The 18,032-nt window shown below is 59.9% G+C and carries 15 protein-coding genes; 5 read left to right on the top strand and 10 right to left on the bottom strand.

Annotation, left to right across the window (positions count from 1 at the left end; genetic code table 11):
- Positions 1–25: 25 nt before the first annotated feature.
- The 3 genes from CAF87_RS15515 to CAF87_RS15505 all read right to left on the bottom strand — a co-directional run bounded on the left by CAF87_RS15515 (position 26) and on the right by CAF87_RS15505 (position 3,438).
- Entirely contained in the window at positions 26–904 is an 879-nt protein-coding gene (locus CAF87_RS15515; RefSeq protein WP_085732162.1) for an alpha/beta fold hydrolase, read from the bottom strand.
- 453 nt (positions 905–1,357) lie between these two features.
- Positions 1,358–2,767 (bottom strand): heavy metal sensor histidine kinase, encoded by a 1,410-nt coding sequence (locus tag CAF87_RS15510; RefSeq protein ID WP_085732161.1) that lies wholly within the window; start codon positions 2,765–2,767, stop codon positions 1,358–1,360.
- Complete coding sequence (locus tag CAF87_RS15505) at positions 2,764–3,438, bottom strand: heavy metal response regulator transcription factor (RefSeq protein WP_085732160.1); 675 nt, start codon at positions 3,436–3,438, stop codon at positions 2,764–2,766. Before CAF87_RS15505 ends, CAF87_RS15510 begins: the two co-directional genes overlap by 4 nt.
- A 408-nt stretch (positions 3,439–3,846) precedes the next feature.
- Here CAF87_RS15505 and CAF87_RS15500 point away from each other — a divergent pair, with 408 nt between their 5' ends.
- The 5 genes from CAF87_RS15500 (at position 3,847) to CAF87_RS15480 (ending at position 10,252) form a co-directional block, all read left to right on the top strand.
- Positions 3,847–5,094: a TolC family protein gene (locus CAF87_RS15500; protein ID WP_085732159.1), complete on the top strand. Its 1,248-nt coding sequence runs from the start codon at positions 3,847–3,849 to the stop codon at positions 5,092–5,094.
- A 49-nt stretch (positions 5,095–5,143) separates the two neighbouring features.
- A complete protein-coding gene (locus CAF87_RS15495) occupies positions 5,144–6,337 on the top strand; it encodes an efflux RND transporter periplasmic adaptor subunit (RefSeq protein ID WP_085732158.1) in 1,194 nt (397 codons plus the stop codon).
- Between the two features lie 15 nt (positions 6,338–6,352).
- Complete coding sequence (locus CAF87_RS15490) at positions 6,353–9,505, top strand: CusA/CzcA family heavy metal efflux RND transporter (protein ID WP_085732157.1); 3,153 nt, start codon at positions 6,353–6,355, stop codon at positions 9,503–9,505.
- A gap of 134 nt (positions 9,506–9,639) precedes the next feature.
- The gene (locus tag CAF87_RS15485) at positions 9,640–9,840 is read left to right on the top strand and encodes a co-regulatory protein PtrA N-terminal domain-containing protein (protein ID WP_085732156.1); all 201 of its coding nucleotides are present in this window, start codon (positions 9,640–9,642) and stop codon (positions 9,838–9,840) included.
- Between the two features lie 79 nt (positions 9,841–9,919).
- Entirely contained in the window at positions 9,920–10,252 is a 333-nt protein-coding gene (locus CAF87_RS15480) for a DUF2790 domain-containing protein (RefSeq protein WP_085732155.1), read from the top strand.
- 148 nt (positions 10,253–10,400) lie between these two features.
- On the opposite strand, the gene CAF87_RS15475 is transcribed toward CAF87_RS15480, so the two are convergent.
- The 7 genes from CAF87_RS15475 to nuoJ all read right to left on the bottom strand — a co-directional run bounded on the left by CAF87_RS15475 (position 10,401) and on the right by nuoJ (position 18,025).
- A complete protein-coding gene (locus CAF87_RS15475; RefSeq protein WP_085732154.1) occupies positions 10,401–11,726 on the bottom strand; it encodes an OprD family porin in 1,326 nt (441 codons plus the stop codon).
- A 214-nt stretch (positions 11,727–11,940) separates the two neighbouring features.
- On the bottom strand, positions 11,941–12,180 hold the full coding sequence (locus CAF87_RS15470; protein WP_256576018.1) for a hypothetical protein: 240 nt from the start codon (positions 12,178–12,180) through the stop codon (positions 11,941–11,943).
- Positions 12,181–12,319: 139 nt separating this feature from the next.
- The gene (nuoN, locus tag CAF87_RS15465) at positions 12,320–13,783 is read right to left on the bottom strand and encodes an NADH-quinone oxidoreductase subunit NuoN (protein ID WP_085712396.1); all 1,464 of its coding nucleotides are present in this window, start codon (positions 13,781–13,783) and stop codon (positions 12,320–12,322) included.
- Between the two features lie 7 nt (positions 13,784–13,790).
- Positions 13,791–15,323, bottom strand: coding sequence for an NADH-quinone oxidoreductase subunit M (gene nuoM, locus CAF87_RS15460; protein ID WP_085732152.1), 1,533 nt, complete (start codon positions 15,321–15,323; stop codon positions 13,791–13,793).
- A gap of 39 nt (positions 15,324–15,362) precedes the next feature.
- Positions 15,363–17,216 (bottom strand): NADH-quinone oxidoreductase subunit L, encoded by a 1,854-nt coding sequence (gene nuoL / locus CAF87_RS15455; RefSeq protein ID WP_085732151.1) that lies wholly within the window; start codon positions 17,214–17,216, stop codon positions 15,363–15,365.
- Positions 17,213–17,521 (bottom strand): NADH-quinone oxidoreductase subunit NuoK, encoded by a 309-nt coding sequence (gene nuoK, locus CAF87_RS15450; protein ID WP_003180046.1) that lies wholly within the window; start codon positions 17,519–17,521, stop codon positions 17,213–17,215. Before nuoK ends, nuoL begins: the two co-directional genes overlap by 4 nt.
- A gap of 3 nt (positions 17,522–17,524) precedes the next feature.
- Positions 17,525–18,025, bottom strand: coding sequence for an NADH-quinone oxidoreductase subunit J (nuoJ, locus tag CAF87_RS15445; protein WP_085690004.1), 501 nt, complete (start codon positions 18,023–18,025; stop codon positions 17,525–17,527).
- Positions 18,026–18,032 lie beyond the last annotated feature (7 nt).

Genomic DNA, 18,032 nt, shown 5'->3' with positions numbered 1-18,032 from the left:
ACGGCACCTTCGGGTGCCGTTTTTTTCAGCCCTCGATTTCACGTTTCACCGCCCGGCGCACGGCTTTGAGAATGGCGCTTTCGAAGGCGTTGTGCCCGGCATGCAGCAATCGGCAGTGAATGTCCATGCGTTGCTGGAGCCAGCGCACGCTGGCCATGCCGAAGGTATCGCGAATGCCCTGGATCAGCAGGGTGTTGTCGTCGAGTGTCAGCTTCTGGTTCCTTGGCTGGAAGAAATAGCCGTGCAGGTGGTAATGCAGTTCCAGACGGATGGCGAGCACCGCTTCCTGATCGACGAAACTCTCCAGCGTGCCGGGGCAAACCGTCTGCCCCGTGCGGCGCAAAACTCCGTTCAACCATTCAATGGCGGCGACACGCTGTTGCAATGGGCAACCTTCACCGAGTATGCGGTAGATGTCCCTGGCGCGATTGCCTGACGTCGCTTGAGGCGAGTGTGTCAACCCGTCATTGAGTGCCTGATTGTATGACCGGATATTGGCTGCGAAAGGTACGAACACCGACACCAGTGTGGTTTTCAGCAGGTGTTGCGGATAGCGCTGCTGGTACTGGATCGCCAGCCAACTGCCCCACGAAACGCCCAGCACACTGATTTTTTCGAAGCCGAAGTGCTGGCGCAGCGCGTCGATGTCTTCGACGCAGAGCCCGGTCGTGTTGCCGCGCAGTTCGCCGTAAGGCGTCGAGCGCCCGCAACCGCGTTGGTCAAACAGGATGATGTCGAAATGGCGCAGGTCGAAGAAATCCAGATGATGACGGCTGATGCGCCCGCCGGGGCCGCCATGCAGGAAAAACACCGGTTCGCCTCCCGCAATGCCATGGCGTTCCCAGTAGAGTTGATGACCGTCGTCGGTTGGGTAAAAGCCTCTGCTTTGCAGGGTAAAGGTCATGTCGACTTGGCCGTCAGGCGATATCGGGTTTACGGATCGGGTTTGTGTTCCTTCTTTCGATTGCACTCATGGTGTGTTCTCCCTGGCTGTCTTGTGAGTCAACGGTGTCAAGCACGAGCCGAATCTAGAAGCACAGCGAGGGTGGGGTCAAAGATGTCCAGACGTTTCCAATCGCGGTTTTTGGGAGTACCGAAATACGTACTGATAAATCGTGAGTAGTCGCGTCATGCCCGAAGAAAAGCCCCGTTTTAGAGCGGTTGTAATGGGGCGCCGTAGGCGAGTGACGCGACGATGCATTAACCCTCTACGAAGTTTTGTTTCATACCTTCGTCAGACGTTTCATCGCAATGCCGACGCAAAATCGCACTGAAGGAACTATGTGGATTTATGGCGCATCTGTGCGGTGAATTTTCTGATGGTAATTGAGAAAACACCGCACAAATGGCTGAGGCTTCAATAGGGTGTGGAAGGCAACGCGGGAAAAACCAGACTGAATACCGTCATCGCCCCCGGATGGCTTTGCACCTGGGCGGTGCCCGAATGCAGGCTCATGATCGAGCGCACGATGGCCAGCCCCAGACCGGTGCTGCCCTGTGAGCGGGTACGGCTGCTGTCTACGCGGTAAAAGCGGTCGAACAGATGTGGTAAGTGCTGCGCTTCGATGCCCGCGCCGGGATTGCTCACTCGCAGAGCCACCTGTGTCGGCGCCTGCTCGATGAACAGCGAAACGGTTTTGCCGGCAGGGCAGTGGCGCAGGGCGTTGGACAGCAGGTTCGATATCGCTCGCTGGATCATCAGCCGGTCGCCCGAGACTTGCGCGCTACCGACCACCTTCAGATGGATCTGTTTGTCCTGCGCCGACAGGGAAAACAGGTCGGCCACCCTGAACGCCTCATCTTCCAGTGCAATCGGTTCGAACGACGCGTGCGTCATCGGCTGGCTGGCCTGGGCCAGAAACAACATGTCCGAGACAATTCGCGCGACGCGTTCCAGTTCTTCGGTGCAGGACACCAGGACGTCGGAGTATTCGTCGACCGTACGTTCCCGCGAGAGCGTGACCTGTGCCTTGCCCATCAGGTTGTTGATCGGCGTGCGCAGTTCGTGGGCCAGATCATCGGAGAACTGCGACAACTGCTGCACACCGCTGTCCAGGCGATCGAGCATGACGTTGATGCCTTGCGCCAGCTCGCTGAGCTCCTGAGGCATGTTCACCACTGAAAGCCGATGGTCGAGATCCTGGGTGGTCACCCGGGCCGCCACTTTGCGAAACTCGCGCAGCGGCGCCAGTCCGCGCTGCACCGCGCCCCATGCTGTCAGACCGATGAACACCAGCAGCAACGGCAAGGCAATCAGCGTCGAGCGCAGGTAGGCGCTGAGCAAGGCCTGATCGTGGGCATTATCCATCGACAGCAGCACCGGTACGTTGCTGCCGTCCTTCAGGCGAATCAGCTTCGACGCAGTTAGATATTTCGCGCCTTCAGCATCGACGCTGTCGGTGTAAGTCAGTTGATCGGTCGTCGCCCGTACCGCTTTCAATTCAATCCTTGGGTCTGTCAGTCCCGAGCCGGACTTGAGCAGCGGCGAGCGCAAATTGCCCCGGTCATAAATCGTCAGCGTGAGGTTGTCATGGCCCATGACCTGATCGAGCAGAATGTGCGGCTTGCCACTGACTTCATTGGCATCGACGTACAGCGACAGACTGTGTTCCACCTGCGCCATCTTCTTTTCCAGGTTGTCACGGGACAATGCATTGAGCTCATGGGTCAGGGCGAAATACGCGAGGATCGCCAGAAAGACCACAAGCAACGCGCCAAGAGTGCTCACGGTCAGCCCCAGTCGCAGCGACAGGCTGGCCGGCTTCATTCCCGTGCCTCCAGCACATAGCCGACACCGCGCAGGGTGTGGATCAGTTTGCTGTCGAACGGATCGTCGATTTTCGCCCGCAAACGGCGAATCGAAACTTCTACCACGTTGGTGTCGCAGTCAAAATTCATGTCCCACACCAGCGAGATGATCTGGGTGCGAGTCAGCACTTCGCCGGACTGGCGCATCAGCAGATGCAACAGGGCGAACTCCTTGGTGGTCAGGTCGATGCGCTGCGTGCCACGAAATGCCCGGTGACGGCCCGGATCGAGTTCCAGATCGGCGACCTTGAGCACCTGCGGCACCGGGATGTTTTCGCTGCGGCGCATCAGGGTGCGCACCCGGGCCAGCAGTTCCGGAAACTCGAACGGCTTGACCAGATAGTCGTCGGCGCCCAGATCCAGCCCCCGGATCTTGTCCGCCAGCCGCCCGCGTGCGGTGAGCATCATCACCCGGGTGGAGTGGGTGCGGCGTAACTGTTCCAGCACGCCCCAGCCGTCGAGTCCCGGCAGATTCACATCCAGAATGATCAGGTCATAAACCTGTTGTTGCGCCAGATGCAATCCATCGGCGCCATTAACGGCGTGGTCAACGATATAACCACTTTCGGTCAGGCCCTGATGCAGATATTCGGCAGCTTTAAGCTCGTCCTCGACGACAAGGATTCGCATGATTCTTCACCACTTGTATTTAATGGATATTTAATTAAGGCGGTCGTGGAAGTTGTTGTTTTGGTAGGATCTTCCGGATTGTTTCGATCACTGAATGTTGTGCACGGTAAAGGCTGTAGTGGCTACAGAGTCAACGCCTGAGGCCTTTAAAACGGCCGTCCGCGACAGCCTGTCGCAGCGGGAACGCGAATTTTTCATGACTTCGATTTCGGCAAGTGTTGTTCGGCGGATAACTAACGTGCATTTGTTTCGATGTGTTGCCGCAAGGTCGTTCGAACTTCGAATCCTAGAGCAAAAAACTTCGCTAAACCGTGGATAACGGATTTGTAATTTTCCAGTCACCTTGTCGATAAGTTCAAAACCCTACCGTGGCGCAATCAAAGATTCTTGATTAAAGGAAGTCTTCCATTGCCCGGTTTAATAGAACGGACGGCGCGATCACGCCTGACAAAAACCGCCAGCGGCCTCTTGTTGTTGGCCTGTACAAGCCTTGCCAGTGCTTCGACCCTGACTCTGGATCAAGCCCTGCAAACCGCCTTCGCCGGCAACCCGGATCTGGCCGCTGCGCAGTGGGAAATCGGCATTGCCGAAGGTGACCGTAAGCAGGCGGGCCTGATCCCTAACCCCGAGGTTTCGTGGGAGGCCGAAGACACCCGGCGCCAGTCGCGCACCACTACGGTGATGCTCAGCCAACCGATCGAGCTGGGCGGCAAGCGTGGCGCGCGAATCGATGTGGCGAGCCATGCGCAGGATGCCGCCGGCATCGAGCTGGAGCGCAAGCGCAACGCCTTGCGCGCCGATGTCATTCAAGCGTTCAACGGCGCGCAAACCGCGCAACAACGTTTGCAACTGAGCCGCCAGTCACTGCAATTGGCCGAGCACGGTTTGCGTGTGGCCCAAGGGCGGATCGAGGCGGGCAAGTCATCGCCGGTGGAAGGCACTCGCGCTCAAGTGCAGCTCTCGGAAGTGCGCCTGGAGCTGAGCCGCGCTGAGCGCGATCAGGCCAATGCCTACCAGCAACTGGCGCAGGTCATGGGCGCACCGTTGCCGACTTCGACCACGGTGCAAAGCGCTGCTCAAAGCCTGCCAAGCCTCCCACCGCCGAACCGTTTGCTTGAGCGCCTCAACGAAACGGCGGAGTTGCGTCTGGCCAAGTTGCAGATCGATCAGCGCGAGGCATCGCTGGGACTGGAGAAGTTCCAGCGGATTCCCGATCTCACCGTCAGCATCGGCAGTCAGTACAGCGAAACCGAGCGCGAGCGGGTCAACGTGGTCGGGCTGTCGATGCCGATTCCGCTGTTCAACCGCAATCAGGGCAATGTGCTGGCGGCGGCGCGGCGTGCCGATCAGGCACGGGACCTGCGCAACGCTACCGAGCTGCGTCTGCGCACGGAAATCCAGACCACGCTTGAGCAGTGGCAGACCGCCAACGGCGAAATCCAGGCGTTCGACCGGACAATCCTGCCCGCTGCGCAAAGTGCGGTCGACAGCGCCACTCGCGGTTTCGAAATGGGCAAGTTCGGCTTCCTCGACGTGCTCGACGCGCAGCGCACGCTGATCAGCGCCCGCAGCCAATATATCCAGGCGGTGAGCGAGGCGACCGACGCCCGGGTCCGCATCGAACGCATTTTCGGCGACCTCAGCGTCAGCCCTTGAATTTCAATTTTCTGATCACTGCGCGATGGCACGGCGCAGAGGAGTTTCCATGGATAAAAAACTGATCGTGGTCGCTGCGGCGACCTTGGCGTTGGGCATTGGTATCGGCTCGATGTGGGCGGGCAACTCGGGCATCGATGCGCATGCCGATGAAGCCTCCGAGCATGCGGATCACGCTGAAGAAGGCGCAGCCGCCGAAGGCGAGCATGGCGAAGAAAGACACATCGAATTGACGGCGGAGCAGATCACGGCGGCGGGTATTCAAGTGGCTGCAGCGAAGGCGCAGCGCATCAGTCTCGGCTTGCCGTTCCCCGGCGAAGTGCGCTTCGACGAGGACCGTACCGCCCATGTGGTACCGCGTGTGCCGGGGGTGGTCGAGTCGGTGTCGGTCAATCTCGGGCAGTCGGTGAAGAAAGGTCAGTTGCTGGCCGTAATCGCCAGTCAGCAGATTTCCGATCAGCGCAGCGAGCAGGCAGCCGCGCAGCGCCGGCTGGCCCTGGCGCGCACGACGTTCGAACGCGAGAAAAAACTGTGGCAGGACAAGATCTCCGCCGAACAGGATTTCCTCCAGGCGCGTCAGGCCCTGGAAGAAGCCGAGATCGCCGTGAGCAACGCCCGGCAAAAGATCAGCGTGCTCAGCGGCAGTGTGGTCGCCACCGGCGGCAATCGTTATGAACTGCGGGCGCCGTTCGATGGCGTGGTGGTGGAAAAACACCTGACGCCGGGGGAAGTGGTCGATGAAACCACGGCGGCCTTCACGCTCTCGGACTTGTCGCGGGTGTGGGTCACCTTCGGCGTTTCACCGAAGGACTTGAACAAGGTGCAAGTGGGCAGACCCGTCACCGTCAGCGCGGCGGAACTGAATGCTGAAGTCAGCGGCACCGTGGCTTACGTCGGCAGCCTGCTCGGCGAACAAACCCGTACCGCGACCGTGCGCGTCACCCTGGAAAACCCGCAAGGCTCATGGCGCCCGGGTCTGTTTGTCACCGCGCTGGTCGCCACCGACAGCCGTCAGGCCAAGGTCGCTGTACCGGAAACCGCGATCCAGACCGTCGAGGACAAACCCACGGTATTCGTGCGCACCGATGACGGCTTCAAGGCGCAAGCGGTGGAGCTGGGCAGTCGCGCGGCGGGTCAGGTGGAAATCACCGCCGGACTTGCGCCGGGCGTGCAAGTCGCCAGCGCCGGCAGCTTCGTCCTCAAATCGGAGCTGGGCAAAGCCTCGGCCGAGCACAGTCACTAATCGCGGAAGACTCCCATGTTCGAACGCCTGATCCAGTTTGCCATCGAGCAGCGCATCATCGTGCTGCTCGCCGTTCTGCTCATGGCCGGCCTCGGCATCGCCAGTTATCAAAAACTGCCGATCGACGCCGTGCCCGATATCACCAACGTCCAGGTGCAGATCAACACCGGCGCGGCCGGGTTTTCGCCGCTGGAAACCGAGCAGCGCATTACTTTTCCGATTGAGACCGCGATGGCCGGCCTGCCCGCATTGGAGCAGACGCGCTCGCTGTCGCGTTCGGGGTTGTCCCAGGTCACGGTGATCTTCAAGGACGGCACCGATCTGTTCTTTGCCCGGCAATTGGTCAACGAGCGCTTGCAGTCCGCCAAGGAGCAGTTGCCCGAGGGCGTGGAGGCGGTGATGGGGCCGATCTCCACCGGGCTCGGCGAGATTTTCCTGTGGACGGTCGAGACCAGGGAGGGCGCGCTGAAAGATGACGGTACGCCCTACACGCCGACCGATCTGCGGGTGATCCAGGACTGGATCATCAAACCGCAACTGCGCAACGTCCCCGGCGTGGCCGAGATCAACACCATCGGCGGCTTTGCCAAGGAGTACCAGATTGCCCCCGATCCGAAAAAACTCGCGGCCTACAAACTGACCCTCACCGATCTGGTGACGGCGCTGGAGCGCAACAACGCCAACGTCGGCGCCGGCTACATCGAACGCAGCGGCGAGCAATTGCTTATTCGCGCACCCGGTCAGGTGGCGAGCACCGAGGACATTGCCAACATCGTCATGGCCAACGTCGACGGCACACCGATTCGCATCAAGAACGTTGCCACCGTGGATATCGGTCGCGAGCTGCGCAGCGGCGCGGCCACGGAAAATGGTCGTGAAGTGGTGCTGGGTACGGTGTTCATGCTGATCGGTGAAAACAGTCGCACGGTCTCCCAGGCCGTCGCCGCCAAACTCGATCAGATCAACAAATCCTTGCCCGCCGGCGTGATCGCGGTGCCGGTGTATGACCGCACCCATCTGGTCGACAAGGCCATCGCCACGGTGAAGAAGAACCTCGTCGAAGGCGCGATTCTGGTCATCGCGATTCTGTTTCTGTTCCTCGGCAACATCCGCGCCGTGCTGATTACCGCGATGGTGATTCCGCTGTCGATGCTGTTTACCTTCACCGGCATGTTCAGCAACAAGGTCAGCGCCAACCTGATGAGCCTTGGTGCGCTGGACTTCGGCATCATCGTCGACGGCGCGGTAGTGATCGTCGAAAACACCCTGCGACGGCTGGCCCATGCGCAGCAGCATCACGGGCGACTGCTGACGCGATCCGAGCGATTCCATGAAGTGTTCGTGGCGGCAAAAGAGGCGCGGCGACCGCTGATTTTCGGCCAGTTGATCATCATGGTCGTGTACCTGCCGATCTTCGCCCTGAGCGGCGTCGAAGGGAAAATGTTCCACCCGATGGCGTTCACCGTGGTCATTGCATTGCTTGGCGCCATGCTCTTGTCCGTCACCTTTGTGCCTGCCGCGATTGCGCTGTTCGTCACCGGCAAGGTCAAGGAAGAAGAAGGCGTGGTGATGCGCGGTGCACGTCGTGTGTATGCGCCCGCGCTGGCCTGGGTGATGTCGCATCGTGCCGTTGCCGTGGGTGCGGCGCTGGGTGTGATCGTGCTCAGTGGCGTGGTCACCAGCCGCATGGGCAGCGAGTTTGTGCCGAGTCTCAGCGAAGGCGATTTTGCCCTGCAGGCATTGCGCGTACCGGGCACCAGCCTGACACAGTCGGTGGACATGCAGCAGCGGCTGGAAACGTTGATCCTTAATAAAGTGCCAGAAGTCGAGCGCGTGTTCGCCCGCACCGGCACGGCGGAAATCGCCTCCGACCCGATGCCGCCGAACATTTCCGACAGCTACGTGATGCTCAAACCCAAAGACCAATGGCCGGATCCTGGCAAGTCCCGCGAAACCCTGATGGCCGAATTGCAACAAGCCGCCGCGACCTTGCCTGGTAGCAACTATGAGCTGTCGCAGCCGATTCAACTGCGTTTCAACGAACTGATCTCCGGGGTGCGCAGCGACATGGCAGTCAAGGTGTTCGGTGATGACATGGACGTGCTCAACGCCACGGCGGCGAAGATTGCCGCCGCGATGCAGAAGGTCAACGGCGCGTCCGAGGTCAAGGTCGAGCAAACCACCGGTCTGCCGGTGCTGACCATCAACATCGACCGCGACAAGGCCGCGCGTTACGGGCTCAACGTCGGCGATGTGCAGGACACCATTGCGGTGGCCGTCGGTGGACAGAAGGCCGGGACGATGTACGAGGGCGACCGGCGTTTCGACATGGTGGTGCGCCTGTCCGACGCCATGCGCAAGGACATCGAAGGGCTGTCGGCGCTGCTGATTCCTGTGCCGGCAGCGGGTGGTGATGCCGCCAGTCAGATCGGTTTCATTGCGCTGAAGGATGTCGCGAGCCTCGATCTGGTGCTGGGGCCGAATCAGGTCAGCCGCGAAAACGGCAAGCGGCTGGTGATCGTCAGCGCCAACGTACGCGGGCGTGATATCGGATCGTTCGTCGCCGAGGCGGGCGAAGTGATCGAGCGCGATGTGCAGGTGCCGGCGGGGTACTGGACCACTTGGGGCGGGCAGTTCGAACAACTGCAATCGGCGGCCAAGCGCTTGCAGATCGTGGTGCCGGTGGCGTTGCTGCTGGTGTTCGGGTTGCTGTTCATGATGTTCAACAACCTCAAGGACGGCTTGCTGGTGTTCACTGGGATTCCGTTCGCACTGACCGGCGGGGTCTTGGCGTTGTGGCTGCGGGACATTCCGCTGTCGATTTCGGCGGGTATCGGGTTTATCGCGTTGTCCGGTGTGGCGGTGCTCAATGGCCTGGTGATGATTGCGTTCATCCGCAATCTGCGGGAGGAGGGGCGTTCGCTGTCTGATGCGATCAATGTCGGTGCGTTGACGCGGTTGCGACCGGTGTTGATGACCGCGCTGGTGGCGTCCCTGGGCTTCATTCCGATGGCCCTGGCGACCGGCACCGGGGCCGAGGTGCAGCGACCGCTGGCGACGGTGGTGATCGGCGGAATCCTGTCCTCGACCATTCTCACGCTGCTGATCCTGCCGGCGCTGTATCAGATTGCGCATCGCCGGGACGAGGAGTCACCCACGACAGCCTAGTCATTTTTTGCTTTAACAAAAGGCCCGCAACTGCGGGCCTTTCTACATAACGGATATGTAATTTCGGCGCCACCGTCACGAAAGGTTCGGATTGTTACCTTGATCCCGTCAGTTACTTAAATGAGGAATCGAACATGAAACCTGTACAGAACGGTGCGTTTTTGTTGGCGTTGGCGGTGTCTTCCCTGGCGATGGCCGAAGGTGGCGGCGACCGCACTTTCGACCGGATGATGACCAACAACGACCGCTCCATGGAGCTGTTCGTTGCCAAGGAAAAGGCCCGGGATCCCGTTGTCGTGAACGACAAGAAGGCCGAACAGACCCGCGACCTGTAAGCGTGCCGCCAGTGAATGAGCCCGTCATCGCGCATCGATGGTGGGCTTTTTTATGAGTCGTGTTTTGAAGGAACTGAATATGAAATTTCTTAAGTTGTTGGCGTTCACCAGTGTCATGGCGATGTCCTTGAATGCCTTGGCCGAAGGCGGTGGCGACAGAACGTTTGACCGGGCGCTCAGCGCCAATGCCCAGGCCATGGAGCAATACGCGGCGGCCCAGGGCAAAGCGGCGCCGGTGGTCAAGGAATATACGTACGGAATGAAACTGGATGTGAAGAAAGTGGTGAGCGTTGTCCGGCCGAAAAATGAATGCGCGGTGGTGCCGGCTGCGATGACTTATGAAGACTCCAAAGGACAACTCAACACCGTCACCTACAGCGTCATGGGGACCTGCCGTCAACAGGGTGGATAGCGCCTGTCGTGGCACAAGCGCCCGGTTCATGTTCAGTGAGTCGGGCTTTTTTTCAGGCATAAAAAAGGCGCCCCGAAGGACGCCAAAAAATTCACCTCTTACCAAAGGAGCAAGGAGCTTCTAAAGGTGAATGTGTTGCTCGTGAAACTCAGAGAATCGCCAGCGGGTATTCGACGATCACCCGTACTTCATCCAGATCCGACTCGAACGCCGTGGCTCGGGTGGTGGCCTGACGCAGGCGCAGTGACAGGTCTTTCATCGAACCGCTTTGCACCACGTATTTGACTTCGATGTCACGCTCCCAGCGCTTTTGGTCGGTCAGCGGATTGCCTTCGGCATCGCGGCGCATGTACACGGCGTTGGCGTTGGAGTAATCGGCGTCGGTGCCGCGGGCATAACGGGTCATGAACGACAGGCCCGGCACGCCATAGGTGGTCATGTCGAGGTCGTAGCGCACCATCCACGAACGCTCTTTCGGCGAGTTGAAGTCGCTGTACTGGATGGAGTTGTCGAGGAAGATCGAGTCGGACTGGCGCAGATAATCGAAATCGTCGTTGCCGTTGTTGCGCTGGTGGGAGAGGGCGACCGAATGGGCACCGAGTTTCACGCCGACCCGGCCGCTCCAGATGTTGTTGTCGAACTTGCCGAGCAGTTGTTTGCCTTCATCGACCGCCTTGTAATAGTTCAGGCCACCGAACAGCGACAGGTCATCCGATAGCGGATACGTCCAGGCGGTGCCGGCGTAATACTGGTTCCAGGCATCTTTCAGGCGACTGGAGTACAGGCTGAAACTGAGGTTTTTGTTCAGCGCATAATCGCCGCCGCCGTAAGCGATCCAGGGCGAGTTGACCGGGCCGGCATAGAAGGTCGCGAAATTCTCGCGCATGTCGCTGGACACCGGCTGGCTCATCGCATGCAACCGGCCACCCTGGATCGACAGACCCTCGATGCTGGTGTTGGTCGCCGTCACACCGCGAAAGCTTTCCGGCAGCAATCGCGAATCACCCGCCGCAACGACCGGGTTGGCCGGGAATACATCGCCGATTTTCACCACCGTATCGAAGGCCCGCACTTTGGCTGCACCACCGATCTTGGTGTATTCGTCCCGCGCTTTACCGTCGCTGTCGACCGGCAACACATCGAACGAACTGCGGCCACCGTTGCGACCATCACCGGTGTCGAGTTTCAGGCCGATCATGGCAAACGCATCGACACCGACCCCAACGGTGCCTTGGGTGAAACCGGATTCGAACTTGCTGATGACCGCATGGGCCCAGGCCTCGGAATAACCATTGCCGGTGGGACTGGACTGGCCGTTGCGGTGATCACGATTGAAATAGAAGTTGCGGTTGAGGACTGTCAGGCTGCTGCCTTCGATAAACCCTTCGGGTTTTTCTTCTGCAAACACCATGGACGGCCCGGCGCCGACGACCACTGCTAATGCGGCCATCGATATTTTTGTGTTGTTAACCATCAATCACTCCTGGGTTCGGCAGAACGGGAACGTGCTTCGGCGTGGGTTTTATTGTTCGACGGGCAAGGGCCCGCCGGGAGAATCGCCGGGTGACATCGTTGCAGGCTGCGGATAACGGGGAGGTGATTGGGGGATTACAAATTTGTTAGGTGGGTGCGGGCGAAACTCACACACAGGGCGGGGCTGAACGCTCCATGTATGCAGATTTGCGTTTCTACCTTTCGAAGGTGTCTAGCAAGTCCTCTGGCAGAGAGGTATCGATGTCTTTGGGAAGTGTGAGTTTGCCCTTCATGGTTCCGATCCGTTGAGCGCGCGTTTTTTTCAAGGTGACTTTGCCTTTGCGTTCTTCGGCTAATGTCTCGAGGCCGTCCATCAAGTCTGAAAAAATATCTCGTTTCATGTTTCCCGGATTTCCATCTGCTGGATGACTTTCGAATTTAACGACATAGGCCATTGCGTGATGTCAGCCGTTGCTCATGGTTTTGCAGGCAAATTCCTAAAAGGGGGAGGGTGTTGAAAATTAAAGGATTCCACAAAAACAAAAACGGCACCCGAAGGTGCCGTTTCTGTTTGTTACCATTCCAGCAGAGCAATCAGCCCGCCAGGCCCGCCTGCTGAACCAGGGTCAGCAATGGTTGCGGGTACACACCGAGGAAGAACGCGACCACGGCGATGGCCAGCAGCATCACGCCGCCTGCCTTCTGTTCCCAGTGCAGCTGGGCGTCGTGGCGGCGCAGGTTCGGTTCGATCAGGTACAGGGTGACCATCACGCGCAGGTAGTAGAACACGCCGATGGCGCTGCCCAGTACCAGCGAACCGACCAGCCACCATTGGTGCGACTCGACACCGGTAGCGATGATGTAGAACTTGCCGATGAAGCCTGCAGTCAGCGGGATACCGGCCAGGGACAGCATCATCACGGTCAGTACGGCGGTCAGGTACGGACGGCGCCAGAACAGGCCGCGGTACTCGTACAGCGCGTCTGCGTCACGACCGTTGTACGGCGAGGACATCAGGGTGATCACGCCGAAGGCGCCGAGGCTGGTGATCACGTAGGTGACCAGGTACACGCCGATGGCTTCCACCGCCAGACCCTTGCTCGCCACCAGTGCGATCAGCAGGTAGCCGAAGTGCGCGATGGAGGAGTAACCGAGCAGACGCTTGAGGTTGCTCTGGGTCAGGGCCAGCAGGTTACCGAACAGGATCGAGGCGATGGCGATGATGGTCAGCACGTTGCTCAGAACGCCACTGCTGGCGGCAGGGGAGATCTGGAACAGACGAACCATTACCGCGAACACGGCCACTTTCGACGCGGTGGCGAGGAACGCGGCCACCGGTGCCGGAGCACCTTCGTACACGTCCGGCGTCCACAGGTGGAACGGTACCAGCGACAGTTTGAACGCCAGACCGATCAGCATCATGCCCAGGCCCAGTTGCGCCAGCGAGCTTGGCAGGTTGGTGGTGGCCAGTGCCTGACCGATGCCGACGAAGCTCAGGGAGCCGGAGTCTGCGTACAGCAGCGCCATACCGAACAGCAGGAACGCGGAACCGGCGGCCGACAGCACCATGTACTTGATGCCGGCTTCCAGCGAACGCTTGTTGAAGAAGGCGTAGGCCACCAGACCGTAGACCGGTACCGACAGCAGTTCCAGACCGATGAACAAACCGGCCAGGTGCTGCGCGCTGACCAGAACCAGGCCACCGGCGGCGGCCATCAGGATCAGCAGGTACAGTTCTTCACGGTTGCCCGGGTAACCCGAACCGCCATCGCCGAGATAGGCGTGGGCGAGGGTGACACAGGCGAGGGTGGCGACCAGGATCAGCGCCATGTACAGGCAGGCAAAGGTGTCGATCTGCAGCAATGGGGTCACGGCCAGAGGCGCGACTTTCAGGGCCGGCAGGATCGACAGCAAGGCCAGGTTCAGACCCGCCACCGAAATCAGGAAGGTCTGCGAGTGGTTGCGGCGCCAGGCGATTGCCAGCATCACCACGATAATGGTGAGGCTGGTGATCAACAGTGGCGCTAGCGCAATAAAGTGTTGAATCGTGAATTCCATAGCGCTCTTACCGGGCCGAAGCGAGTTGAGTGAAGGCGGTGCCGAGCCACTGCTGCACGCCATGCATCGTGGCGGCAGAAGTGTCGAGGAACGGTTGCGGGTAGACGCCGAGGTAAATCAGCAGTACCGCAAGGCCCAGCACCATGATCAGTTCGCGACCGTCCATGCCGTGCAGGATCGAATCCGATTTCGACGGACCGAAGTAGGCACGGTGGATCATGATCAGCGAGTAGACCGAACCGAACACCAGACCGGAGGTGGCAATCGCGGTGATCCATGGCGCACTGGCGAAGGTGCCGATCAGGATCAGGAACTCGCCGACGAAGTTACCGGTACCCGGCAGACCCAGGGAGGCGGCTGCGAAGAACAGGCTGATCGCCGGCAGGTAAGCGATACGCGACCACAGACCGCCCATCTCACGCATGTCGCGAGTGTGCAGACGCTCGTACAGCTGACCGCTGAGGATAAACAGCGCGGCGGCCGACAGACCGTGCGCCAGCATCTGGATCACTGCACCTTGCAGCGCCAGTTGGCTGCCGGAGTAGATGCCGATCAGTACGAAGCCCATGTGGGAAACGGACGAGAAGGCGATCAGACGCTTGATGTCGGTTTGCGCGAACGCAAGGAACGCACCGTAGAAGATCCCGATCAGACCGAGGGTCATGGCGATCGGCGCGAACTCGGCCGAGGCGTTCGGGAACAGCGGCAGAGCGAAACGCAGCAGACCGTAGGCCGCCGTTTTCAGCAGGATACCGGCGAGGTCGACGGAACCTGCAGTCGGTGCCTGGGCGTGAGCGTCAGGCAGCCAGGAGTGGAACGGAACCACTGGCAGTTTGACCGCGAAGGCGATGAAGAAGCCGAGCATCAGGATGTACTCGGTGGTCATCGACATCTTGGTCTTCAACAGGTCGGCGTAGTTGAAGGTGATCACGCCGGTGCTGTTGTAGTTGACCAGTACCAGACCGAGGATCGCCACCAGCATGATCAGGCCGGAAGCCTGAGTGAAGATGAAGAACTTGGTCGCTGCGTAGATCCGGGTTTTCTTGCCGTCCGAAGAACTGTGACCCCAGAGCGCGATGAGGAAGTACATCGGCACCAGCATCATTTCCCAGAAGAAGAAGAACATGAACAGGTCGAGGGCGAGGAACACGCCGACAACGCCGCCAAGGATCCACATCAGGTTCAGGTGGAAGAAGCCAACGTGACGTTGGATCTCTTTCCACGAGCAGAGTACCGACAGGATACCCAGCAGACCGGTCAGCAGGATCATCAGCAGCGACAGGCCGTCGAGGGCCAGGTGCACGTTGATGCCGAAACGCTGGATCCAGACGTGCTTGAACTCAAGCGCCCAGGTCGGGTCGGCGCCAGGTTTCGGCGCAAAGGAGTAGTCGCCGTGGGCCCACAGCCAGAGGCCGAGGGCAAGCAGCAGGGACATGGTGATCAGCGCAATCCAGCGGGGGAGGGTAGCGCCGAAGCGCTCACCCATCCAGCACAGCAGGCCGCCGATGAAGGGGATCAGGATTAGCCAAGGCAGAATCATGACGGGCTCGTTTCCTTTCGCAAATTCGCAAGGTTCATATCAGACCGCTACCAGCACGACAGCGCCGATGACCAACACGGCACCAGCAGCCATCGAAGCAGCGTACCAACGCAGTTGACCGGTTTCGGTACGGCTCAGGGCGGTGTGACCACCCTTGGCCATGCGCGGGATCAGACCGATGGTCTGGTCGAGCGGGTCTTTGCGCAGCATGTGGCTGATCGCAAGGTACGGCTTCACGAACAGTTTGTCGTAGATCCAGTCGAAGCCCCAGGCAGCGAACCACCAGGCCGAAAGGAAACGGCCGATGCCGCTGTTGGCGATCGCGGTCACAAAGCGACGCTTGCCGAGGAACAGCAGGGCCGCCAGCAGGATACCGGCCAGGGCGATGGCGCCCGAGGCGATTTCCAGGCTGTGCTTGGCTTCGCCACCGGCATGGCCAACGCTCTCGGGCAGTACGCCGTGCAGCGGTGGAACGATCATGGCGCCGACGAAGGTCGACAGCACGATCAGCACCGACAGTGGCAGCCAGTGAGCGATGCCGTGACCGGCGTGAGCTTCGGTCTTGGCTTCACCGTGGAACGTGATGAAGATCAGGCGGAAGGTGTACAGCGAAGTCATGAATGCACCGACCAGACCTGCGTAGAGCAGACCGTGGTTGCCGCTGGCGAACGCTTCCCAAAGGATTTCGTCCTTGGAGTAGAAACCTGCGGTCACCAGCGGCAGGGCAGCCAGAGCGGCACCACCGACGATGAAGCTGGCGTAGGCCAGCGGCAGTTTCTTCCACAGGCCGCCCATCTTGAAGATGTTCTGCTCGTGGTGGCAGGCAACGATCACCGCACCGGAAGCAAGGAACAGCAGGGCCTTGAAGAAGGCGTGGGTCATCAGGTGGAAAATCGCGCCATCCCAGGCGCCAACGCCCAGCGCCAGGAACATGTAGCCGATCTGGCTCATGGTCGAGTAGGCGAGGATACGTTTGATGTCGGTTTGCACCAGCGCGGCGAAACCGGCCAGTACCAGGGTCACACCACCGACGATGCCGACCAGGTGCAGGATGTCCGGCGCCAGGGTGAACAGGCCGTGGGTACGGGCGATCAGGTAGACACCGGCAGTAACCATCGTTGCAGCGTGGATCAGTGCCGAAACCGGGGTAGGACCGGCCATCGCGTCCGCGAGCCAGGTCTGCAGCGGCAGTTGAGCCGATTTACCGACCGCACCACCCAGCAGCATCAGAGTCGCCAGGGTGATCCAGAAGTCGCCGACCTGGAATTTCTGCGGTGCCAGCACCAGCAGTTCCTGGATGTTCAACGTGCCCACTTGCTGGAACAGGATGAACAGGCCGATGGCCATGAACACGTCGCCGATCCGAGTCACGATGAAAGCCTTGAGTGCGGCGTTACCGTTGTTGCGGTTGCTGTAGTAGAAACCGATCAACAGGTACGAGCACAGGCCCACGCCTTCCCAGCCGAAGTACACGAACAACAGGTTATCGCCGAGCACCAGAAACAGCATGCTGGCAATAAACAGGTTGGTGTACGAGAAGAAGCGCGAGTAACCCGCTTCACCGCGCATGTACCAGGATGCGAACAGGTGGATCAGGAAGCCCACGCCCACCACCACGCCGAGCATGGTGATCGACAGGCCGTCGACGTAGAGGGCGAAGTTCGGCTTGAAGCCTTCCACCGCCATCCACTGCCAAAGCACCAGGGTGTAGTGACCGCCTTCGGGAGGCGCGACGTTGAATTGCCAGATGACGTAGGCAGCGACAATCGCCGACAAGCCAATGGAACCCACGCCGATCAGCGCCGAGAGGTTTTCCGACCAGCGTCCACGGGAGAACGACAGCAACAGGAAACCGATCAGAGGGAATACGAAAGTCAGAAAGATCAGGTTCATCCGCGCATCTCACTGGCAGCGTCGATATCGAGCGTGTGGAAGCGGCGATACAGTTGCAGCAGGATCGCCAGGCCAATACTGGCTTCGGCGGCTGCAAGGCTGATCACCAGGATGAACATGATCTGTCCATCCGGTTGCGCCCAGCGGGCGCCCGCAACGATGAAGGCCAGTGCAGAGGCGTTCATCATCACTTCCAGACTCATCAACACGAACAAAATGTTACGGCGGACCATCAGGCCGACCAGACCAAGGCAGAACAGGATGCCGGCAACGGCCAATCCATGCTCGAGAGGGATAGCAGGCATGTCTTACTCCTTCGCCTCGTTACGGCCCAAATGGAACGCCGTGACGGCTGCAGCGAGCAGCAGCATCGAGGCGAGTTCGACCACCAGCAGGTACGGACCGAACAGGCTGATGCCCACGGCTTTCGCGTCCACGGTGGTTTGACCGATGGCTTGACCGCTCTGGTGAGCGAACAGCACATACAGCAGTTCGGCCAGCAGCAGGGCGGCGAGAATCACCGGTCCTGCCCAGATGCCGGGCTTGAGCCAGGTGCGTTCCTGCTGAACCGAGGCCGGGCCCAGGTTCAGCATCATCACCACGAACACGAACAGCACCATGATGGCGCCGGCGTAGGCGATCACTTCCAGCACGCCGGCGAACGGTGCGCCGAGGGCGAAGAAGGTCATGGCCACGGAGATCAGCGAAATGATCAGGTAGAGCAGGGCGTGCACAGGATTGGTGTTGGTGACCACACGCAGTGTGGACACAACAGCGATACCCGATGCGAAATAGAAAGCGAATTCCATCGTTCTT

Source organism: Pseudomonas sp. R38(2017) (assembly GCF_002112395.1).
In the GTDB taxonomy this organism is placed as follows: domain Bacteria; phylum Pseudomonadota; class Gammaproteobacteria; order Pseudomonadales; family Pseudomonadaceae; genus Aquipseudomonas.
Note: the sequence above shows the minus strand (reverse complement) of the source record. Positions and strands in the feature narration are given on the sequence as shown.